General features: G+C 70.9%; 20 protein-coding genes and 2 pseudogenes. 11 read left to right on the top strand and 11 right to left on the bottom strand.

What is annotated here, in order from left to right; genetic code table 11:
* The first annotated feature begins 208 nt into the window (after window positions 1–208).
* Window positions 209–1,174, top strand: coding sequence for an ankyrin repeat domain-containing protein (locus P8T65_RS02250; RefSeq protein WP_316723722.1), 966 nt, complete (start codon window positions 209–211; stop codon window positions 1,172–1,174).
* Window positions 1,175–1,525: 351 nt separating this feature from the next.
* On the opposite strand, the gene P8T65_RS02245 is transcribed toward P8T65_RS02250, so the two are convergent.
* Window positions 1,526–2,194 carry a response regulator transcription factor gene (locus P8T65_RS02245; protein ID WP_316723721.1) on the bottom strand — a complete coding sequence of 223 codons (669 nt, stop codon included), beginning with the start codon at window positions 2,192–2,194 and terminating at the stop codon, window positions 1,526–1,528.
* A complete protein-coding gene (locus P8T65_RS02240) occupies window positions 2,191–3,198 on the bottom strand; it encodes a sensor histidine kinase (protein ID WP_316723720.1) in 1,008 nt (335 codons plus the stop codon). Before P8T65_RS02240 ends, P8T65_RS02245 begins: the two co-directional genes overlap by 4 nt.
* A gap of 175 nt (window positions 3,199–3,373) precedes the next feature.
* Here P8T65_RS02240 and P8T65_RS02235 point away from each other — a divergent pair, with 175 nt between their 5' ends.
* From P8T65_RS02235 to P8T65_RS47145, 3 genes are all read left to right on the top strand, one after another.
* The gene (locus tag P8T65_RS02235) at window positions 3,374–3,499 is read left to right on the top strand and encodes a hypothetical protein (RefSeq protein ID WP_316723719.1); all 126 of its coding nucleotides are present in this window, start codon (window positions 3,374–3,376) and stop codon (window positions 3,497–3,499) included.
* Window positions 3,500–3,596: 97 nt separating this feature from the next.
* Complete coding sequence (locus tag P8T65_RS02230; protein WP_316723718.1) at window positions 3,597–4,859, top strand: molybdopterin-dependent oxidoreductase; 1,263 nt, start codon at window positions 3,597–3,599, stop codon at window positions 4,857–4,859.
* The gene (locus P8T65_RS47145) at window positions 4,859–5,389 is read left to right on the top strand and encodes a hypothetical protein (RefSeq protein ID WP_399098173.1); all 531 of its coding nucleotides are present in this window, start codon (window positions 4,859–4,861) and stop codon (window positions 5,387–5,389) included. Before P8T65_RS02230 ends, P8T65_RS47145 begins: the two co-directional genes overlap by 1 nt.
* Before the next feature lie 140 nt (window positions 5,390–5,529).
* Here the strand turns inward: P8T65_RS47145 and P8T65_RS47140 are convergent.
* From P8T65_RS47140 to P8T65_RS02215, 3 genes and pseudogenes are all read right to left on the bottom strand, one after another.
* Window positions 5,530–5,991: pseudogene (locus P8T65_RS47140) on the bottom strand (class I SAM-dependent methyltransferase); the annotation flags it as partial.
* Window positions 5,992–6,011: 20 nt separating this feature from the next.
* Window positions 6,012–6,629, bottom strand: coding sequence for a glycosyltransferase (locus P8T65_RS02220; RefSeq protein WP_316723716.1), 618 nt, complete (start codon window positions 6,627–6,629; stop codon window positions 6,012–6,014).
* Window positions 6,626–7,345, bottom strand: a complete 720-nt coding sequence (locus P8T65_RS02215) for a glycosyltransferase family 2 protein (protein ID WP_316731455.1) — start codon at window positions 7,343–7,345, stop codon at window positions 6,626–6,628. The genes P8T65_RS02220 and P8T65_RS02215 overlap by 4 nt, the downstream gene beginning before the upstream one ends.
* 115 nt (window positions 7,346–7,460) lie before the next feature.
* On the opposite strand from P8T65_RS02215, the gene P8T65_RS02210 reads away from it, so the two are divergent.
* Window positions 7,461–8,216 carry a response regulator transcription factor gene (locus tag P8T65_RS02210; protein ID WP_316723715.1) on the top strand — a complete coding sequence of 252 codons (756 nt, stop codon included), beginning with the start codon at window positions 7,461–7,463 and terminating at the stop codon, window positions 8,214–8,216.
* 2 nt (window positions 8,217–8,218) lie between these two features.
* A complete protein-coding gene (locus P8T65_RS02205) occupies window positions 8,219–9,331 on the top strand; it encodes a HAMP domain-containing sensor histidine kinase (protein WP_316723714.1) in 1,113 nt (370 codons plus the stop codon).
* Between the two features lie 30 nt (window positions 9,332–9,361).
* Here the strand turns inward: P8T65_RS02205 and P8T65_RS02200 are convergent, their stop codons facing one another.
* Window positions 9,362–10,363: an NAD-dependent epimerase/dehydratase family protein gene (locus tag P8T65_RS02200; RefSeq protein ID WP_316723713.1), complete on the bottom strand. Its 1,002-nt coding sequence runs from the start codon at window positions 10,361–10,363 to the stop codon at window positions 9,362–9,364.
* Window positions 10,364–10,582: 219 nt separating this feature from the next.
* Between P8T65_RS02200 and P8T65_RS02195 the strand changes: the two genes are divergently transcribed.
* Window positions 10,583–11,164 carry a DM13 domain-containing protein gene (locus P8T65_RS02195; RefSeq protein WP_316723712.1) on the top strand — a complete coding sequence of 194 codons (582 nt, stop codon included), beginning with the start codon at window positions 10,583–10,585 and terminating at the stop codon, window positions 11,162–11,164.
* A gap of 21 nt (window positions 11,165–11,185) precedes the next feature.
* Here P8T65_RS02195 and P8T65_RS02190 read toward each other — a convergent pair whose 3' ends face one another.
* A complete protein-coding gene (locus P8T65_RS02190; RefSeq protein WP_316723711.1) occupies window positions 11,186–12,601 on the bottom strand; it encodes a VWA domain-containing protein in 1,416 nt (471 codons plus the stop codon).
* Window positions 12,602–12,694: 93 nt separating this feature from the next.
* Here P8T65_RS02190 and P8T65_RS02185 point away from each other — a divergent pair, with 93 nt between their 5' ends.
* Together P8T65_RS02185 and P8T65_RS02180 are read left to right on the top strand one after the other, a co-directional pair.
* Entirely contained in the window at window positions 12,695–12,967 is a 273-nt protein-coding gene (locus P8T65_RS02185; protein ID WP_230223721.1) for a hypothetical protein, read from the top strand.
* A gap of 62 nt (window positions 12,968–13,029) precedes the next feature.
* A pseudogene (locus P8T65_RS02180) lies at window positions 13,030–13,338 on the top strand (VOC family protein); the annotation flags it as partial.
* Window positions 13,339–13,569: 231 nt separating this feature from the next.
* Here the strand turns inward: P8T65_RS02180 and P8T65_RS02175 are convergent.
* The gene (locus P8T65_RS02175; RefSeq protein ID WP_316723710.1) at window positions 13,570–14,427 is read right to left on the bottom strand and encodes a hypothetical protein; all 858 of its coding nucleotides are present in this window, start codon (window positions 14,425–14,427) and stop codon (window positions 13,570–13,572) included.
* A gap of 78 nt (window positions 14,428–14,505) precedes the next feature.
* Window positions 14,506–15,594: a MerR family transcriptional regulator gene (locus P8T65_RS02170; RefSeq protein WP_316723709.1), complete on the bottom strand. Its 1,089-nt coding sequence runs from the start codon at window positions 15,592–15,594 to the stop codon at window positions 14,506–14,508.
* 214 nt (window positions 15,595–15,808) lie between these two features.
* On the opposite strand from P8T65_RS02170, the gene P8T65_RS02165 reads away from it, so the two are divergent.
* Window positions 15,809–16,336, top strand: a complete 528-nt coding sequence (locus P8T65_RS02165; RefSeq protein WP_316723708.1) for a DinB family protein — start codon at window positions 15,809–15,811, stop codon at window positions 16,334–16,336.
* 376 nt (window positions 16,337–16,712) lie between these two features.
* Here the strand turns inward: P8T65_RS02165 and P8T65_RS02160 are convergent, their stop codons facing one another.
* Window positions 16,713–17,270, bottom strand: a complete 558-nt coding sequence (locus tag P8T65_RS02160) for a TetR family transcriptional regulator C-terminal domain-containing protein (protein ID WP_316723707.1) — start codon at window positions 17,268–17,270, stop codon at window positions 16,713–16,715.
* 73 nt (window positions 17,271–17,343) lie between these two features.
* Between P8T65_RS02160 and P8T65_RS02155 the strand changes: the two genes are divergently transcribed.
* The gene (locus P8T65_RS02155; protein WP_316723706.1) at window positions 17,344–18,501 is read left to right on the top strand and encodes an FAD-dependent monooxygenase; all 1,158 of its coding nucleotides are present in this window, start codon (window positions 17,344–17,346) and stop codon (window positions 18,499–18,501) included.
* Window positions 18,502–18,785: 284 nt separating this feature from the next.
* On the opposite strand, the gene P8T65_RS02150 is transcribed toward P8T65_RS02155, so the two are convergent.
* Window positions 18,786–19,904, bottom strand: a complete 1,119-nt coding sequence (locus P8T65_RS02150) for an acyl-CoA desaturase (protein WP_316723705.1) — start codon at window positions 19,902–19,904, stop codon at window positions 18,786–18,788.
* Window positions 19,905–19,906: the final 2 nt, after the last annotated feature.

Genomic DNA, 19,906 nt, shown 5'->3' with positions numbered 1-19,906 from the left:
CTATGGAGCGGCTTGTTCGGGCGTCGAGCGCCAACCGGGCAGGCCCGTCGCCGTGCCCTCGGCGCTTTCGCCGACGGTAGAGTCCGGTCAGCGAGCCAGGACGGTGTGCGGGGCCCCGAGCGGACACGCGGCCGTGCCGTTCGCACTGTGCCTGGGGCAGAGCGCGGCGAGGCCGCGCGAAGACGTGCGACGTGTTCGAGGGGGAGCGGTGGCAGCGGAAAGTGGGGGATGGGTCGGCATGGGCTGGGACTGGTCGGATGCCGACGACATTCGCCGACGTCTCGACGAAGGAGCCGACCCGGAAGGATGGAGCGGGGGCCTGCCCCTGCACCGGGCGGCGGTGTTCGGCTCCCCGCAGGTCGTTGCGGAGTTGGCTGGTCGGGTTGCGGACGTCGACGCGCTGGAGGACGGGGTGACGGCGCTGTGGGAAGCGGTGCTGTCCAGGAAAGCGGACAACGCACGTGTGCTCGCCGCCGCTGGGGCCGATCCCTGGCGGCTGTCCCTCGGTGGCTGGTCCCCGGGGCGACTGAGCCTGGCCGGACCGACGCCCCAGTTGTTCCCGGTGCCGGAAGGAACGGCTCTGACCGACACCGAGCGGGCGGCAGCGCAGGAGGCCGATCGGCTCACCAAGGCGCTGGGCGACTTCTACTACGACGGGACGGGGCTGGCCTGTGTGGCCGGTATCGACGCGGACGAGGCGGTGCGCCGTCTTCAGGCGACGCCGGTGAACGGCGAACTCCTCGCTGAGCTGGACGAGTTCCTGGAGGAGCCCTACGCCTACGACATGGACGAGAGCCTGCACATCATCGGCGTGACGTCCGTGCCGGGCGGGTGCGTCGTCACCCAGCCCTGGGGATACGCGCCGCAGATGCCGGGCGTGCTGACACGGTTGTCCGTCGGAACGGTCTGCTACGGCCTCTACGCCAATCCCAAGAGCGGCAACCAGGGCAGCGTCGCCCGGGACGGAACGATCGAGGGCTCGGACCTGCACCCCGGCGGAGGACCGGACGAGGACGACTCCGCCGCGGAGGTGCTGGCCTCGTACCTCTACGTGCACAACGCCGTCGCCTACGCCTGCGCCTTCGCGGGACTGCGCCTGACCGACCGGCGCGCCGTCGTCGGGCCGCCCGATCTGTGGGTCGAACTGCCACGCCGCAACTACTGGAGTAGCTGACCGGGCGTGCTGAGGGCGAGTGGTTCGAGCAAGGGATGACGGTGAAACCCCTGATCAGCGAGGGTGTTCCGGTCGAAGCGAGGGACTGGTCGGCGGAGTGAGGTGCGGCCCGCCGTCGGTGCGGACCGATCAGCGGCGTTACGGGTGTCCGGGACCGAGCCGGCCCCGGACACCCAGGCAGTACGTCGCCGATGTCGCCGGGGTCTACCAGGCAACGGGCGATGAGCGGCATGCCGGGCCGCCCGATCGTGCCGGAGAACTCCGCCCAGGTCTGACCGCAACCACGGTCGGCCTCGGTCCCGTCGGCGGCAGGTCGGGGGCCGACTGCCTGGTCGCTTCGGTGCGTGGAGGTCAGGCGCCGCGTGGAGTGACCAGGCCTGATTCGTAGGCGAGGACCACGAGTTGGGCGCGGTCACGGGCGTGGAGTTTGGTCGTGGCCCGGTTGATGTGGGTCTTGGCGGTCGCCGGACTGATGACCAGGCGATTGGCGATCTCGTCGTTGGACAGGCCGTGTGCGGCCAGCGCGACCGCCTCGCGTTCACGGCTGGTCAGAGCCTCCAGCCCGCTGCCGCTGCCGCTGCGGGCGGGCAGGGGCAGAGTGACGTATCGGTCGATGAGTTTGCGGGTGATGGCGGGCGCCAGGAGGGCGTCGCCCCGGGCGGCGACCCGTACGGCGTGCAGGAAGTCCTCGGGCAGGATGTCCTTGACCAGGAACCCGGCGGCTCCGGCGCGCAGCGCGTCGTAGACGTACTCGTCCATGCCGTAGTTGGTCAGCATGACCACGTGTACGTCGGCCAGGGCCGGGTCCTCGGCGATGCGTCGGGTCGCCTCGATGCCGTCCATGAGGGGCATCTGGATGTCGACGAGCGCGACGTCGGGCCGCAGTCGCTCGACGAGCGCGAGGGCCTCCCGACCGTCGGCGGCCTCGGCCACCACCTCGATGTCGTCCTCGAGGTCGAGCAGCGCGCGGAAGCCGCTGCGGATGAGCGGCTGGTCGTCGACCAGCAGGACCCGGATCACGAGGCTCCGCTCGTGGGCAGTTCGGCCTGGACGGTGAAGCCGCCCGCGCCGCGCGGCTCGGTCCGCAGGCGGCCGCCCAGGGCCGTGACGCGTTCACGCATCCCGAGCATCCCGAGTCCTGGCGTCGGGCTGCGGTGCGAGGTGGCTTTTCCGTTGTCGTCGACGCGGATGGTGAGGGCGCCCGGCCGGTAGCCGATGAGGACCGAGGCGGCGGTGGCGGCGGCGTGCCGGGTGACGTTGGTGAGCGATTCCTGCACGATCCGGTAGGCGGTGCGGCTCACCGGGGCAGGCACGGTGTGCGGGTGTCCCTCGATCGTCAAAGTCGTCTCCAGGCCGGTGTTTTGGAACTGTTTCACCAGGTTGGGCACGTGGTCGAGTCCGGGCGGCGGGGTGGTGTCGTCGTCGCGCAGCGCCTCCAGGGTCGCGCGCAGCTCCCGGGTCGCCTCCCGGCCGGCTTCCTGGATCGCGAGGAGGGCCTGTGACACCTCCTCGCCCCGGCGCCTGGCCACGTGCACGGCGACCTCGGACTGCACCTTGATGACCGAGATCTGGTGGGTGAGCGAGTCGTGCAGCTCCCGTGCGATGCGCAGCCGCTCTTCGTCCGCCCGGCGGCGCGCGGTCTCCTCGCGGGTGCGCTCGGCCTCGTCCGCCCGCCGTTCGGCCTGCCGCACCGCCTCCCCGGCGGCGAAGGCGGCGATCAGCCAGGCGATTTCAAGGGTGTTCCGGGCCTGCGTCACGACCTCGCGCACCGGCCCGTGGTGCAGGAGCAGGGCCATGAGGTGGAGCGCGGCCAGCAGACCGACGGAGACAGCCAGCGTGACGGCACGATGCCCGGCGCGCACCGCGCCGTAGACCGCGACCAGGTAGGAGACGGCGAGCGCCTCGAACCCGGCCCCCAGGTAACCCACCGCGCACAGCCCGGTGAAGCCCAGGACCACGAGCGGTGCCCGGCGGCTCGCGGCCAGCGACAAACCGCCGGCCGCCAGCAGCACGGACCCGAGCACCTCGCGCCCTCCAGGCCATGGCTGTGGCCCACACGGCCCACAGCAGGGGCCGCCAGGGCAGCCGGGCGGCCAGTGCCGGGCCGTACGCCACGACGATGACGGCGACGGTGATCGCGGCGGGCGTGCCGGGGCCGGTGTGGGGCAGCCAGTTGGCGTACAGGGGTGGCCATCCGACGTGCAGGACGTCCTCGGCGCGTTTGATGGCTATGCCGACCACAGCGGCCGTCACGACGAGCAGGGCGGCGGCGACGACGGCGTAAAGGTCGCGGCGGTGATCACGGTTCACGCCTCGAGACGTTAGGCCGGAGAGGAGCCGGTGCCCGCCCGACAGGCGGACGTCAGCGTTTCGTCATGCGTCGCGCGCCCATTCACCGGGGGTCCGGGCCTAGCGTCGGAGCATGGAACGGTTGCCTTCCTCTCCCGCCTTCTGGCGCAGCCCGCTGCGCGGCCCCTGGTTCACCTCCGTCCTCGGTGTGGTCCTGCTCGCCGGGATCACCGTGCTGTTCGTGACCGGGCTGCTGTCGTACGCCGCCTACAACCCTGGTCTGTCGCCGGTGAACGACAAGACCCCGGACAAGGGCGTTCTCGGCTTCTATCTGTTCCCCTGGCCGACGGACCCGCACTGGCTGTACCGGCTCACGCAAGGCGTCCACGTCACGCTCGGGATCGCCCTGGTCCCGATCCTGCTGGCCAAACTGTGGTCGGTGCTGCCGAGGCTGTTCCAGCTGCCTCCGGTGCGGTCCTGGGCCCATGCCCTGGAACGGATCTCGCTGCTGATGCTGGTCGGCGGCGTGCTGTTCGAGTTCGTGACCGGAGTGCTGAACGTCCAGCTCGACTACGTCTTCCCCGGTTCCTTCTATCCGCTGCACTTCTACGGAGCGTGGGTGTTCTTCGCGGCGTTCACGGTGCACGTGGTGCTGAGGGCGCCGACCGCCGTTCGCAACCTGCGCCGGATGCGGGCGGGCGAAGAGGAAGCCGTCCCGCCTCCGGTGTCGTCGGAGGAGCCGTCGCTGCTCTCTCCGAACCCGGCCGAGCCCACCGTGTCGCGGCGAGGTGCCCTCGGGCTGGTCGGCGGCGGCTCGCTGCTGCTCCTCGCCACGACCGTGGGACAGAACATCGACGGGCCGCTGCGGCGTACGGCCGTCCTCGCCCCGCGCGGTGGCGCCGAGCCTGGCAGCGGGCCGAACGGATTCCAGATCAACAAGACGGCCCTGTCGAGGGGAATCAGGGCGGCCGAGACGAGCGAGGAGGCGTGGCGACTGGTCGTCACGGGGCCTTCAGGAACCGTCCGACTGAGCCGCGCCGAGTTGCTGGAGCTGGCCCAGCACAGTGCGGCGCTGCCGATCGCCTGTGTCGAGGGCTGGTCCACCTCCGACCAGTGGTGGCGGGGCGTACGACTGGACGACCTCGCCGCGCTCGTCGGATACGAGGCCGGGACGGCCCCCGATGTCCTGGTGGAGTCCCTCCAGCGGCGCGGTGCCTTCCGCCGGGCCGCTCTGCGGGCCAACCAGGTCCGCGATCCGCGCTCCCTGCTCGCCCTGGGTGTCAACGGTGAGCCGTTGTCCCCCGACCACGGCTATCCGGCGCGGATCATCGTGCCTGCCGCGCCCGGTGTGCTCAACACCAAGTGGGTGGCCCGGATGACGTTCGGAGAACTGTGATGGGGAAGTACCGGAAGTTCCATCTGCCCCTGGGCCTGGGGAAGTACCGTCTGCCGCTGGGCAGCCCTTTTCAACTGCTGCTTTTGGCTTGCTCGTTCACGCTCGCCGGGTACGCGGGGGTGCGACTGCTCGCGGACGACTGGTTCGGCGTCGCGCTGTGGTTCGTCGGGCTCGCGGTCGTCCACGACCTGGTCCTGGCGCCGCTGTACGCGGCGGCGGACCGTGCGCTCGTCCGCGCGACGGCCACGGCCGCTCACCGGGTGGGGACGCCGCCCATGCCGTCGGGGAGGCAGGGGAGGGCCGCGTACGTGCGTGTGCCCGCGGCCCTCTCCGGTCTGCTTCTGCTGGTGTGGTTTCCGCTGATCAGCGGGCGGGTGACGGAGCGTTACGCGTCCGCGACCGGGAGGCCGGCCGACGACTTCCTCGGCCGCTGGTTGCTGATCACAGCCCTGCTCTTCTGCAGTTCGGCGCTGCTGCTGGCACTGCGGGTGCGCAGGGCGACGAAGGAGCGACCGCCCGCTGTCCACTGATCACAGGCGCGCCAGCCGTGCGGGCGGGCGTACCGCAGCAGTGCGGGTGTGCCAAGGCGGGCCCAGGGGAACGCGGACTCGCCTTCCCCGCCCGTCTCGACCCCGCTCACGAGGCGGACCTCGGCACGCTCGTCCACGTCCATCGGCACCGTCTCTGCGATCAACAGGCCTCCAGGGCGCAGTAGTTCGGCCGTCCGGCGTAGGAGGGCGGACGGGTCGCCGCCGATGCCGAGGTTGCCGTCGAGGAGCAGGGTGGTGTCCCAGCGGCCCTCGCCGGGCAGCGGATCGAACACCGAGCGGGTGAGGGCCTGGCCTCCGAGCCGCCGGGTGTGGGCGACGGCCGCCCCGCTGATGTCGATGCCGAGCACGGGCCGCCCCCGGGCGGCGAGTTCGGCGACCAGCCGCCCCGGGCCGCACCCCACGTCGAGGACGGCTCCCTCGCACCGTTCCAGGACCTCGAGGTCCACCGCGTCGGCTCGGGCGCACCAGCGCTCCACCTCCAGGGGCAGCAGCCAGCCGTCGCCCCGGCGCAGGAAGAGCGGTCCGCGACCGGAGCGCAGGGCGTCGGCATAGGGATCCGAGGACCAGTCCGGCCGCCGCATGGTGTCCTGCCACGGCCCGCTCATCGGGCGCTGACCGCTCGCAGCCGGGACAGTTCCGCCGCGAACCGGCTGTGCGGCGCGAGCGCGGCGACGGCTTCGGCGTCGACGGCCGTGTCGACGTCCCGCAGGACCGGAAGGTCGTGGACCCGTAGACCGGCGGAGACCAGCCGGGCGCGCTGGACCGCGCCGGTGAGGGGCGTCGACATGGGCACCCCGCGCAGCAGAGCGGGATTCGGCTCGGCGAGCCCGAGCGCCCAGAAGCCGCCGTCCTCGGCCGGACCGAAGTACGCGTCGTGTCCGGCGAGTTCCACGGTCAGCAGGTCCGGCGTGACCTGCGGGGTGTCCATGCCGATGAGCAGGGCGGGGCCGTCGCAGCCGGCGAACGCGGCGGCGAGCCTCTCGTCCAGCCCTCCACCCTGCTGCGGTACGACGTCGAAGCCGGGCGGCAGCCAGGGACCCGGCTCACCGGCCAGGACCAGGACTCGCCGGTCCGCGGGGGCCGCGGCCACGGCACGCAGGGTGTCCACGAGGGCGGCCTCGGCCAGCGCCGCCGCCTCGTCCGGGGTGAAGGGCGGGGTGAGCCGGGTCTTCACCCGGCCCGGCCTCGGTTCCTTGGCGATGACGAGGAGCGTGGTCATCGGCGGACCCCTCCCACCTCGACCGACGCCGGTGCTTCGTTCAGGACGCGGCTCATGTCGCGTACCGCCTGCCAGGTGCCACGCCAGGTACCGGTCACCTTCGAAGCCCCCGAGCGCGGCAGGTACGGCACGTCGTGCTCCGTGACGCGCCAGCCCGCGTCTGCGGCGCGCACCACCATCTGCAGCGGATAGCCGCTGCGCCGGTCGGTCAGCCCGAGGGCGAGGAGCGGTTCGCGGCGGGCGGCACGCAGCGGGCCCAGGTCGCGCAGACGCAGTCCCGTACGGCGGCGCAGCATCCGGGCGAGCGCCAGATTGCCGGCCCGGGCGTGCGCGGGCCAGGCTCCCCGGCCCTGCGGCCGTCGTCTGCCGAGCACCAAGTCGGCCCGCCCGTCCGCCACTTCGTCGACGAAGGGGACGAGGAGCGAGGGATCGAGGGAGGCGTCGCAGTCGCAGAAGCACACGATGTCGGCCGTGGCGGCGGTCAGCCCCGCGTGGCAGGCGGCACCGAAGCCGCGGCGCGCCTCGTGGATCACGCTCGCGCCCAACCCTCGCGCGATGTCCGCCGACCCGTCGGTCGAGCCGTTGTCCACGACCAGAGCGCGCCATCCGGCCGGGATCCGGGCCAGCACCCAGGGCAGGGCCTCCGCCTCGTCCAGGCAGGGCAGCACGACATCGACGCCCGGAGGCGGGGGAGAGGAGGTAGTCACAGCTTTCAGCCTACGAGAACAAAGTTCTCTTATCGGGCGTTGCGTCCTTACGAAACGCGGACGTCGACAGCCCTTCGTACCGTCTGCACCCTCCACACCCCCGACGAGGTGCGAGGCTGGTCGCATGGAACAGAAACCGAGCGGGCCGGCGGCCGCGCGCGTCCTGGTCGTGGACGACGACCCCACGGTCGCCGAGGTCGTCACCGGGTACCTCGAACGCGCCGGACACACGGTGGACCGCGCCGAGGACGGTCCCGCCGCGCTGGCCGCCGCCGCGGCGCACTGGCCCGACCTGGTCGTGCTGGACCTGATGCTGCCCGGCATGGACGGCCTGGAGGTGTGCCGTCTGCTGCGGACCCGGGGCCCGGTACCGGTCATCATGCTCACCGCGCGCGGCGACGAGGACGACCGCATCCTGGGCCTGGAGGTCGGCGCCGACGACTACGTGACCAAACCGTTCAGCCCGCGCGAACTGGTCCTGCGCGTCGAGTCGGTGCTGCGCCGCGCACGACCCGCCCCGGACACCCGCCTGCTGAGCTCGGTCGGCCTCTCCCTCGACCCGGCGGGCCGCCGCGCCACCCGCGACGGTGCCGAACTCGCCCTGACACTACGGGAGTTCGACCTCCTCGCCTACTTCCTCCGCAACCCGGGCCGCGCCCACAGCCGGGAGGACCTGATGCGCGAGGTATGGGGCTGGGACTTCGGCGACCTGTCCACGGTCACCGTCCACGTCCGCCGACTGCGCGGCAAGATCGAGGACGATCCGGCACGGCCCCGGCTGATCCAGACGGTCTGGGGCGTCGGCTACCGCTTCGACCCCACGCGCACACCCGTCGTCGGCGACGGACCGCACGCCTCCTTCGAAATCCGGAAGGACTGACGATGACCGCCAACGTGCTCATCGCCCTGTACGCGTTCCTGGGTGCCTGCGCCGCCGGACTGCTGGGCGCGCTCGCGCTGTGGCCGCTGCGCCGCCGCTCGCTCACCGCGTCGCTCACCGTGGTTGCCGCCGTCGCGGTGGCCTCCATGCTCGCCGGCACCCTCGCCGTCGCCTGGGCCATGTTCCTCTCCCCGCACGACCTGAGCGTCGTCACCACCGTCGTCGCCATGGCCGCCGTCGTCTCACTGGCCACCGCGCTGCTCCTCGGCCGTTGGGTCGTCGCCCGCAGCCGCGCCCTCCAGATCGCCGCGCGGTCCTTCGGCGACGGCGGCGACTTCACGGCCCCCGAAGGCCCGGCCACGGCGGAACTCGCCGCACTCAGCACCGAGTTGGCCGCCACGAGCGCCAAGCTCGCCGCGTCCAGGGAACGCGAACGCGCCCTGGAGTCCTCCCGACGTGAACTCGTCGCCTGGATCTCCCACGACCTGCGCACCCCCCTGGCGGGACTGCGCGCGATGGCCGAGGCCCTGGAGGACGGGGTCGCAGCCGACCCCCACCGCTACCTGAAGCAGATCCGTACGGAGGTCGAAAGCCTGGACGCCATGGTCGGCGACCTCTTCGAACTCTCCCGCATCCACGCGGGCAGCCTGACGCTCTCCCTCTCCCGCATGTCCCTGTACGACCTCGTCGGCGACGCCCTGGCGGGCGCCGACCCGCTCGCCCGCGAACACGGCGTCCGGCTCGTCGGCGCGCGCGTCGAACCCGTGCCGGTCGAGGTCGACGGCAGGGAGATGAGCCGCGTCCTCGCCAACCTGCTGGTCAACGCCATCCGCCGGACCCCGGCCGACGGCACGGTCGCGGTGGCCGCCGAACGGTCCCCCGACGGCGTGGTGCTCTCCGTCTCCGACGGCTGCGGCGGCATCGCCGAGGACGACCTGCCGCGCGTCTTCGACACCGGCTGGCGCGGCACCCACTCCCGCACACCCCCGGCCGGAGCGGGCCTGGGCCTGGCCATCGTCCGGGGGATCGTGGAGGCCCACCGAGGGCACGCCTCCGTACGCAACATCCCCGGCGGCTGCCGCTTCGAGGTGGTGCTGCCCGCGGCCGCTTCCTGAACACGGACAGCACCACCGGTCCAGAAGGGGCTACGAACCCCGCATCCCGGCCCGCGCGAACTCCCGCATCCCCTCCGCGAACCCGACCCCCGGCTTCCATCCCAGCTCGGCCCGCAGCCGTCGCGAGTCGGCGGTGATGTGCCGCACGTCCCCCAGCCGATACTCGCCGGTGACCACCGGCTCAGGCCCGCCGTACGCGGCGGCCAGCGCCCGCGCCATCTCCCCGACGGTGTGCGGCTCGCCGCTCCCGGTGTTGTACGCGACCAGCGAGCCCTCGGCCGTATCAGCCTCCAGCGCCGCCACATTGGCCGCCGCCACATCCCGGACATGGACGAAGTCCCGCCGCTGACAGCCGTCCTCGAACACCCGGGGAGCCTCGCCGCGCGCGAGCGCGGACCGGAAGAACGAGGCGACCCCCGCATAGGGAGTGTCGCGCGGCATCCGGGGCCCGTAGACGTTGTGGTACCGCAGCGACACGGCAGCCCCGCCTGTCGTCCGGGCCCAGGCCGTCGCCAGATGCTCCTGGGCCAGCTTCGTCGTCGCGTACACGTTGCGCGGGTCGACCGGCGCGTTCTCCCCGACCAGGCCCGGCGACAACTCGGCCCCGCACTCCGGGCACAGAGGCTCGAAACGTCCGGCCGCGAGATCGGCCCCGATCCGCGGACCCGGCCGCACCACCCCGTGCCGCTCGCACTCGTACCGTCCTTCCCCGTACACCACCATCGACCCCGCCAGCACGAGCCGCCGTACACCCGCGTCCGCCATGGCGGCGAGCAGGACGGCCGTCCCCAGGTCGTTGCGGGAGACGTACTCCGGGGCATCGGCGAAGCCCGTGCCCAGACCGACCATCGCCGCCTGATGACACACCGCGTCCACACCGGCCAGTGCGCGGGCCACGGCCTCCCCGTCCCGGACGTCCGCGCCCGCGTCCACCGCCGTGTCGAACACAACGGGTTCGTGCCCGTGTTCCGCCAGCGCGTCGACGACATGGGACCCGATGAATCCGGCACCGCCGGTGACCAGTACTCGCATGCCGCCCACGCTAGAAGCGATCACCCGCCGAGCCCCAGGGCCACGCCCGGCACGTCACGCTTCCGTAAGGTGACGACAAGCCGACAAGATGCCGACCAGGCAGACGTAAGGATTTCGTCATCGGCGGAGCCGGGGCAGGAAGACCGCGCACGGCGTTGGATGGGGAACGTGACGACACGAACGACACGGACAACACATCAGACAGGAAGCGGGATCGGCATGAGGCGGCGCAGGCCGAGAAGGCGACTGATCGCCGGGCTGGCGGCGGTGACGGTCATGTGCGTGGGCGTGGCCGCCGGGCTGTACTGGTTCCAGCCGTGGAAGCTCTGGCAGGACCGGACGGTGACGGAGTCCCTGCCGGGCCCGGTCGTGGAAGCCTCCTCGACCCCCGGGACGAAGCCGGACGCGAACGCGGGAGCGTCGTCCTCCCCCTCCGCGCCGAGCGGACCTGTGACGGTGGCGAGCGGCGGGCTGATCAGCCACGAACACCCGACCACGGGCACGGTGAAGCTCGTACGGCTGGCCGACGGCAGCCACGTGATCCGGCTGGAGCGGCTCGACACCAGCAACGGCCCCGACCTTCGCGTGTGGCTGACCGACGCCCCGGTCAAGGAGGGCCGGGCCGGCTGGCACGTCTTCGACGACGGCGCGTACGTCAGCCTCGGCAAGCTCAAGGGCAACAAGGGAAGCCAGAACTACCCCCTGCCCGACGATGTCGACCCCTCGCGGTACACCAGCGTCACCGTCTGGTGCGACCGTTTCGACGTCTCCTTCGGCGCCGCAGCCCTCACAGCCACGTGAGCCGGTCTTCCGGGCGCCGACTCAGATGATGTTCAGCCGTCGAGCCTCGCGTATCCATGAAGGGAACTCGGACAGCAGCCGGTCGTACAGCTCGGCATCCGGTACGCGGCTGATGTCGTCGACGGCGAAGAATCCCACGTTGTCGACGCGGCGGCCGGGCAAGGTGTCGAACCGTTCCAGCACCCCGTAGTCGGAGCGGCCCAGCCCGACGAACTGCCAGAAGACCGGCTCGTCCACGGCTGCCCGCAGTTCGGTCTCGATCTCCTTGTTCCGGTAGACACCGCCGTCGGAGAAGAAGAGGACCAGCGTGGGGGCGGCCGCCGGGTGATCGCGCACGTAGGCCCGCACTTCGGCGATCACCTTCTGTTCCTCGTTCTGGATGCCGACCGCGCGCATGTCCACCTGGCCCGGCAGCAGACCTCTCTGTGGCTTCTTGCGCCGGAACAACGTCAGTTCACCGACCCGGACATGACGCCGCAGCCACTCCGGCAGGTCGCCCAGGGCGAGGTCCGGGAGCCGGGCCGGGTTCGACGCGAACGTCCACGCCTGCATCTCACCGTCGTCGTCGAGCTGGGCGGCTACGGCCGCCATCCGCTCGACGACATCTGCCACGACGCCCTTCGAGTACAGGAACGACATCGACCCGGAGGCGTCCAGGACCAGGATGACGCGTGCAGTCACTCCCTCCGCCCCGTGCTTGCGCAGGCTGACGGCTATCTGCTCCTTGCGCAAGGAGAGCCGCTTGCGCATGTCCACCGGCAGCTGCTCCTCGCCTTTGACCAGACGCGGGGTGGGGGCCGCCGGGGACCGGGGCGGGGCGGGAGGGCCGGCGTGGGGTGGGGTGCTCGGGACGGCAGGGGTGGGCGTGGGGGCGGTGGAAGCCGTCGAGGCGGTGGCGCCTGCCTCTTCGTCCACGGTGATCCCGAAGTCGGTGGCCAGCCCCGCGAGTCCGGACGCGTACCCCTGCCCCACCGCGCGGAACTTCCACCGACCGGCCCGCCGATACAGTTCTCCGCCGATGAACGCGGTCTCTGTCGTTGCCTCCATCTCGAACAGCGCCAGCTCCTCACCTGTCCCGGCGTCGAGCAGCCGGAGCCGCAGACCGGACAACTGGCCGAAGGTGCCACCGTCCGCTGAAGCACCGAGAACGACCCGCTCGATCTCCGGCTCCAGGGCCCCCAGATCCACCCCGACGGTGTCCGTCGTACCGCCACCGGTCCGCTGTTTCCCCAGGTGACGCACGGCACCCGAGGCGTGCTGGGGTTGGTTGTAGAAGACGAAGTCCCCGTCGTCTTTCACCCGCCCGTCGGCACGGAGCAACAGCGCCGAGGCGTCGGCGTCCGGCGCACCGGCGCCCCCGGACCAGCCGAGCTCTACCTGTACCGCCGTGGCGGCGACGGGAAGGTTGCCGCCCTTGGCCATCGATGTCGCTGTCATGCGCCCAGTCTGTCCCAAGAACCCGGCCCCGGGACTGCGCGCTGCGCAACCGCACCGGCCTCGTTGTCGGTGGTGGCTGAGAAGCTGAACCGTATGAACAGTGAGGATGAGCAGCTGATGCGCGGCCGCATCTACGGAGCGGACCATGACCACCCGGGCCCGAAGCCCGGGCGTAGCTACGCCGAACTGGTGGGCGGGCCGCTGGACGGATTGCTGCTCGACATCACCGGCTGGAGGCCGGAGGAGATCGACCACGGTGTCTCCCTCGCCACGGAGCTCGGGCAGTTCGGCCCTGGCGGGCGGGCCCTGTACGACCCGCGCCCGGGCGATCCGTCCCGCTGGGACTGGGGCGGCGACAGCCCCTGACGACCGCGCCACTCGGTGGAATGGACGGAACTGTCGGCGGCGGAACCGGGTAGCCGCACTGCATGAGGTCTCAACCGCGCTTCACGTTGGCCGCGACCACCCTTGACGCACCGGACGCGCGCGCGTTGGCGCGGTTCTATCAGGGCCTGCTCGGGTGGCCGCTTCGGAGGGACGAACGAGACTGGGTCGAGATCGCGCCGCCGGACGGCGGTGCCGGATTGTCGTTCCAGACGGAGCCGCTCTTCATCCGGCCGCATTGGCCTGCCACACGGTCCGAACAGCAGATGATGATGCATCTGGACATCGAGGTGAACGATCTGTCCTCGGCCGTCGAGCACGCTGTTGCCCTGGGGGCGACCCTGGCGGACGTCCAGCCCCAGGATGCTGTGCGGGTGCTGTTCGACCCGGTGGGTCATCCGTTCTGCCTGTTCAGGGCTGCTGACGCGGGTGCCTGGCCGGGTGGCCGCCAGCTGCACGGGACACCAGCAGAACGAGGTCCAGGCTGGCCCGGCCTGCCCGGGCCACCACCCCGGCTTCCGCCCGCCCGCCGACGCCACCTCTCGTACCGCAGGGCAGGTCCCCCCCCCGCCTCTCCCAGCCCCTCACACGGACAGCGGGTCGACCGGCGGCCATGGATATCCCAGTTGCTCGGCATCGTGCGAGCCGCCCCAGACTTCGGCGGCGGCACGGGGATCGCCGGCGGTCAGTCGCCCTTCGAGGTGCTCGGCTTGGTCCGAGGGGGGATCCGAGGAGATGGGGAGGGTCATCCCGAACTGAAGCCAGGGCAGATCGGCATCAGCCCGGTCACGGGGATGCAGCAACACGACGTGGATGCGATCGGGCTCCTTGCGGGAGGCCAAGACGCCTTCCAACGCGCAGTCCCACCTGACGAGCCAGTCCTCGTGTCTCCTCAGCCCTGCCTCGAGCAGCCGCGCAACCGCTCCTGCCGGCCACTCCCAACTGCGGTCCTCTCCGGCGCGCAGCATCTCGGCGTCGTACTGACCCGCGGTGAACCGAAGCTCCGGCAGGTCGACGTCCTCGTTGGACGGATCGCGCCAGCCCGCCCAGACAACATGATCGCCGTCACGCGTGACCGTCACGTACAGCGCGCCACAGCACTCCTCCACGCCGCACCCGGACCAGGCGAGACGAACCTCGTGGGGCGTCGCAGTGGCGTGCAACAGCCCGTCCTGGCCCAGCAGATGCCTGGGGCCTGCGCCCAGGTACCGGGAGCCTCCGACGCCACCGGGGACCACCCGGCCATTGACGATCGGGCGAACCTCCACGAGGCCCTCGTCGGGTGGAGGGCGAACGATGCTCAGACGGAGAATGTCCGGTCCCGTGGTCATCGGCCGATGATCGCCGAGCTGGTCCGCAACTGTCACGTGAATTCGCATGGCCTCCGCCCAGACCCGGACGACCGGCCGACGCGAGTACGGGGGCCGGGCGGTGACGGCCACGACCGTGACGGACACGACGCAGGCGACCACGGTGAACAGGGCGGGCGCACGACGAACCGTGGCCCGTCACGCCGACATCTAGTCCTCCAGACGAACCGGCATCAGCAGCGAGAAGGCGTGCTCGTCGTCGGGCCGGCGGATCGCGAGCGGTGCCGTGGGCGCGCCCAGCTCCATGATCAGCTCGTCCCGGGCCCCGGCGGTGAGCGCGTCCAGCAGGAGATCGCGGTTGACTGCAACGTTGTTCGGGTCGTCGTCACTGTCGTCGCAGACGATCACGGTCCCGTTCTCCGCGACCCGGAGCACGCTCAGGTCGTACGGCTCGCTGTCCTGCTCAGGCGTCTCGCCCGCGCGGACAGGGCCGGTCTCCAGGGCCTGGCGGAAGGCCACTGCCCCGACGCGGGCCCGGCGACCGGCGGGGAGGTGGACGAGGCGGCGGTAGTCGGGGAACTCGCCCCCGAGACTCTGCCCTGCCGCCTGCCGGTCCCCGGTCTCGAGCGTCACCCGGTCACCGTCCACGATGAGTTCGGCTGGCTCCTCGCCGGTCAGCAGGGCCCGCATCGCGTCGGCGAGCGGCAGAGGTACGACCACCTGCGTCCGGGGCCCGCCGTGCCCGGTCGTACGTGTTCGCGCGACCGCCATGCGGTAGCGATCGGTGGCCACGAGGTGGAGCAGTTCTCCCTCGATGTCGAACAGGATCCCGCCGAGCATCGGCAGCTCCGCGTCGGTACCGGCCGCGAAACGGACCGCGTCCAACGCGGCGGCCACCTCCGGCGCGGGCACGGAGAACCGGGCGGCGGTGGTGGTGTGAAGCGAGGTCATGGAGGCTGTCTCCCTGTGGTCGAGTAGGGCTCGGAGTGTGGAGAACTCGCTGCGGGCATCGGACAGCCCCGACTCGAGACGGCGCAGGTGCGCCTGCAGAAGACCGCGCACCAGTTCCGTGTCCGCGCCGCCCCAGCCGGCCAGGACGAGCCGGATGTCGGCCAGCGGCATGCCCGCCCGACGCAACCGGCCAAGGAGCCGGGCCTCTTCGAGCTGTTCGGGTGCGTACCAGCGGTATCCGCTCACCGGGTCCACCCAAGCGGGGACCAGCACGCCGGCACGGTCGTAGAACCGCAGGGCACTCACCCCGAGCCCGCTGTCCCGGGCCGTTTCTCCAATGCTGTGCATCTCGCTCTCCACACCCAGGACTCTGGTGCCTCGACCATGTCGAGGGTCAACCTCTTGCCCTTCCCCTTCCCTTTGTCCTTCCTCGCTCAGGTGGAACAGCCGACGTGCGTGGTGGCCGTGCCGTGGTTGTGAACGTGGGGGAAGCCATGGGGATGCGCGTACGCTGCAAGCGAAGGTGGTCGTGGGGCGCGGTTGTCGCTGCCATGGTGTGCCGATGAAAACGACACCGGACGGACGGCCCATCCCACCCGCGCGTGCTGACGAGCGCGTCATGCTGGAGGCATGGCTGGACCTTCACCGTGCGACTCTCGCCCTGAAGTGTTCGGGCCTCAAGGACGATCAATTACGGCTTGCCGCAGCGTCACCCTCGTCGATCACGCTGCTCGGCCTCGTGCAGCACGCGGCAGAGGTGGAACGCAACTGGTTCCAGCGCGTATTCGCAGGTCAGGACATGCCGCCGATCTTCGGCGAGAACAACGTCGACGGCTATGCGCTTCGCCCGGGCCGAGGGCTCGACGAAGCTACGGCTGTCTGGCGAGCCGAGATCGCCCGAGGCCGTGAGCTGATCGCTGACGCATCGCTGGACGATTCCGGTCGCCTGTCCGCACAGGAAGCGGGCTTCGTCGGCGATCAGGAGGTCTCCCTGCGCTGGATCATGGTGCACATGATCGAGGAATACGCACGTCACAACGGTCATGCTGATCTCATTCGCGAGCAGATCGACGGACTTACCGGCGCATGAGACGTGCTGGCGCGGTCGCGAGTACCGCGTCAGCGCTGCAACGCCCTCTAGAAGCGTCCTGAAGATCTCGAAAATGCGCCCGGCTTGCCCTACTTGATGGCGATTGACATTTACCGGCAATCCAGGGTGAGTCGGGCGGCCAGAGCAAGATCTTCAGCGGTCTCCTAGGCCCTGTCGTCACATTCCCGTCGTCGCCCGAAGGGCGGCCCCGCGGCGTCGTGGGGGTACCTCCCGGTCGAGCGCAGCCGAGACCGGGGGAGTGTGCTCTCGGCGTGCCGGGCGCTGACCGGCGTACTGGACGTACTCGGGTCGGTGCCCGGTGCGTCGAGAGCGCGTGCATGGCGTCGCGGGGCAGGCGGGAATGTGACGACAGGGCCTAACGCAGGGCGGCGGCGGCAATACCTTCGAGGGGCTCGCGCGGCACTTCGCCGCCGCTCACCAGTCGGTCGAAGATCAGCCCGTCGATGCAGGTCAGGAGGGTGCGTGTGCGGTTCTCTGCGTCCGCCACGCCCTGATCGGCCAGGAACAACCGGACGGCCTCGCGACCGGCGTTCTCGCGGGGCACGAGGATCTCGCGCAGTTCGGGGTCCCGCACGCTCTCGACCGCACAGGCGTAGCGGGCGAGCGAGCGGCGGCGCCCCTCGCCGGTGAGTCGCTGACGGGTGAGCAACACCATGCCGTCCACCAGTTCCTCGACCGTGCGGATGGGCGGGAGCTGCTCGGCCATCGATTGCAGTTCCTCCTGGTCGAGTTGGACAAGGCGAGTGACGAGTCCGGTGAGCAGCGCGGCCCGGGTGCGAAAGTACGCCGACGTGGTGCCGGGCGGTAGAGCCGCCTTGCGGTCGACCGCCCGGTGGGTGAGGCCGCGGATCCCTTCGTCGGCGAGGACGTCGAGAGCCGCGTCCGCGAGGAGGGTGCGCCGATCCGAAGCCATGGCTCCTTTCTACACCTGTAGAGCCCCAGCTAGGGTGGTCCTTCTACAGATGTAGAAGGAGGGGGCTTGCGGAATGGGTAACACGGCAGTGGTGGTCGGAGCGGGCATCGGCGGGCTGGCCGCCGCGATCGGCCTGCGCCGCATCGGATGGGACGTGACGGTCATCGAGCGCGCGTGCCTGCTCGAAGACGCGGGGGCGGGCATTTCACTGGCCGCCAACGGAGTGCGGGCACTTGACGAACTCGGCGTCGGCGAGGCGGTACGGGATGCCTCGCGCGGCCAGTACAGAGGCGGCACCCGCACGCCTGAGGGCCGTTGGCTGGCCCGGATGGACGGCGCGGTGCTGGAGAAGGCGGTGGGTACGCCGATCATGGGCATCCCTCGCTCCACTTTGCACCGGCTGCTTCGCGAGGCCCTGCCCGCCGAGCGACTGCTGATCGGCTCCGAGGCCGACTCGTTCCGACAGATCCGCCCCGGGACGGTTCGAGTCGGCTGCGGCGAGACGGTCCTGGATGCCGATCTGGTGGTGGCGGCCGACGGCATCGGCAGCAAGGTGCGCAGTCTTCTCTTCCCAGCCCACCCCGGCCCGGTCTACAGCGGCTCGACAGTGCTGCGGGCCATCACTGAGCAGGCGGTCGAACTGCCCACCGACTTCGAGCTGACGTGGGGGCAGGGGGCCGAATTCGGGCACATCGCGTTTCGGGACGGGCGGGCCGAGTGGCACGCCGTCCTCGACCTGCCCGCCGGAACGCGGTTCGCCGACCCGCTGGCGGAACTGCGTCGGCGGTTCCGCACCTGGCACGACCCGATCCCCGCGCTGTTCGACGCGACGCGACCCGCAGCCGTACTGCATCACGACGTCAATGAAATCCGCACGCCGCTGCCCTCGTACACGGTCGGCCGGATCGCACTGCTCGGTGACGCGGCACACGCCATGACCCCCAACCTCGGACAGGGCGCCTGTCAGACGCTGGAGGACGCGGTCACCCTGGCCGCCGCGCTCGCCGCCGAGCCCACCGTCGACGCCGCGCTCGCACGCTACGACGCCGAGCGTCGGCCGCGCAGCCAGGCGGTGGCGCGCGCCGCCCGGCGAGCCGGGCGGATGGGCCAGCAGCTCTCCCACCCGCTGGCCGTCATCCTGCGCAACACGGCTATGCGGTGGACACCCTCCCACCTCGCGACCCGCATGATCCTTCGGCACCACGCCTGGGTCCCGGCTCGGCTGAACTGATCCGATTCGTGCCCCGTCGACGCGCCACCGCCGGAGGTTCACAGGAACGAGGTCCTGCTTCCCGCGGATCTTCCGTTGCCGACCGGTGCGAGCGCGACGTCGTCGGCGGCGAGGTCAGCCGGGACAGGGCTCTGTCGTCGCCGTGAAATCGGCGCCTCGACACTCACCGGGCCGGCTTGCCGGGCTGTTGCCGTGCTCCTGGCGCACTTCCAGGCAGTAGCGCAGCCGGATGCCGCGCTGTGCCGGATCACCGAAGCCTCCGATGCCGGTTGACCGTACCGGGATCAGGCCGCGAGGAGCTCCTGTTCGCGGTCCGGGGTCTTGACCTTGGGCTTCTTGTTCGGCAGTGAGAGCCGGACCACCTTGCGCCACGCCGAGAACACCTGCTTGGGCAGCGGTCCGGTGACGTACTCCAGCTCGTACTTCTCGAACAGCGCGCGCACCTTCACCGCGACCTCGGCGTACCGGTTGCTCGGCAGGTCGGGGAACAGGTGGTGCTCGATCTGGTGCGACAGGTTGCCGGACATGAAGTGCATGGCCTTGCTGCCGCTGATGTTCGCCGAGCCCATCATCTGGCGCAGGTACCACTGGCCGCGCGTCTCGCCCTTGATCGACCGGCGCTCGAAGACCTGCACACCCTCGGGGAAGTGTCCGCACATGATCACCGAGTGGGACCAGATGTTGCGGACCAGGTTCGCGGTGAACGTGGCGGCGAGCGTGGTGAGGAACGACGGGCCCGACAGCAGCGGGTGGATCACATAGTCCTTGAGCACCTGCTTGCGGATCTTGCGGCCCACGGCCCTGGCCCGCGCGCGGAACTCCGGGTTGTTGCGGCGGCGCTTGCGCAGGTTCTTGCCGAGTTCCAGGTCGTACGCGGCGATGCCGTACTCGAAGAAGCAGGCGTTGATGAAGTTCCACAGCGGCTGGCCGAGGTGGAACGGGTGCCACCTCTGGTCCTCGTCGACGCGCATGATGCCGTAGCCGAGGTCGTTGTCCTTGCCGATCACGTTGGTGTACGTGTGGTGCAGCTCGTTGTGCGAGTGCTTCCACTGGTCGGCCGGCGAGACGTGATCCCATTCCCAGGTGGTGGAGTGGATCTTCGGGTCCCGCATCCAGTCCCACTGGCCGTGCAGGATGTTGTGGCCGATCTCCATGTTGTCCATGATCTTGGCCACGGACAGACCCGCGGTGCCGATGATCCACGCGGGCGGGAAGAACGAGAACAGCAGCACACCCCGGCTGACCAGCTCCAGCTTGCGCTGCGCCGAGATGACCTTGCGGATGTAGGCGGCGTCTTTCTCGCCGCGGCTCGCGATCACCTCGTCGCGGATCGCGTCCAGCTCGCGGCCGAGCTCCTCGATCTGCTTCGCGGTCAGATGGGCGGTGGGGTCGATGGCGGTCAAGG

The sequence above is a fragment of the Streptomyces sp. 11x1 genome, assembly GCF_032598905.1.
Taxonomy (GTDB): Bacteria; Actinomycetota; Actinomycetes; order Streptomycetales; family Streptomycetaceae; genus Streptomyces.
Note: the sequence above shows the minus strand (reverse complement) of the source record. Positions and strands in the feature narration are given on the sequence as shown.

What these genes read in the sequence shown, in the direction of transcription:
- P8T65_RS02230 (WP_316723718.1), top strand. Translation starts at nt 3,597, where the DNA reads ATGGAACGGTTGCCTTCCTCTCCCGCCTTCTGGCGCAGCCCGCTGCGC.
- P8T65_RS47145 (WP_399098173.1), top strand. Translation starts at nt 4,859, where the DNA reads ATGGGGAAGTACCGGAAGTTCCATCTGCCCCTGGGCCTGGGGAAGTAC.
- P8T65_RS02220 (WP_316723716.1), bottom strand. Translation starts at nt 6,629, where the DNA reads ATGACCACGCTCCTCGTCATCGCCAAGGAACCGAGGCCGGGCCGGGTG.
- P8T65_RS02210 (WP_316723715.1), top strand. Translation starts at nt 7,461, where the DNA reads ATGGAACAGAAACCGAGCGGGCCGGCGGCCGCGCGCGTCCTGGTCGTG.
- P8T65_RS02205 (WP_316723714.1), top strand. Translation starts at nt 8,219, where the DNA reads ATGACCGCCAACGTGCTCATCGCCCTGTACGCGTTCCTGGGTGCCTGC.
- P8T65_RS02200 (WP_316723713.1), bottom strand. Translation starts at nt 10,363, where the DNA reads ATGCGAGTACTGGTCACCGGCGGTGCCGGATTCATCGGGTCCCATGTC.
- P8T65_RS02195 (WP_316723712.1), top strand. Translation starts at nt 10,583, where the DNA reads ATGAGGCGGCGCAGGCCGAGAAGGCGACTGATCGCCGGGCTGGCGGCG.
- P8T65_RS02190 (WP_316723711.1), bottom strand. Translation starts at nt 12,601, where the DNA reads ATGACAGCGACATCGATGGCCAAGGGCGGCAACCTTCCCGTCGCCGCC.
- P8T65_RS02185 (WP_230223721.1), top strand. Translation starts at nt 12,695, where the DNA reads ATGAACAGTGAGGATGAGCAGCTGATGCGCGGCCGCATCTACGGAGCG.
- P8T65_RS02170 (WP_316723709.1), bottom strand. Translation starts at nt 15,594, where the DNA reads ATGCACAGCATTGGAGAAACGGCCCGGGACAGCGGGCTCGGGGTGAGT.
- P8T65_RS02165 (WP_316723708.1), top strand. Translation starts at nt 15,809, where the DNA reads ATGAAAACGACACCGGACGGACGGCCCATCCCACCCGCGCGTGCTGAC.
- P8T65_RS02160 (WP_316723707.1), bottom strand. Translation starts at nt 17,270, where the DNA reads ATGGCTTCGGATCGGCGCACCCTCCTCGCGGACGCGGCTCTCGACGTC.
- P8T65_RS02155 (WP_316723706.1), top strand. Translation starts at nt 17,344, where the DNA reads ATGGGTAACACGGCAGTGGTGGTCGGAGCGGGCATCGGCGGGCTGGCC.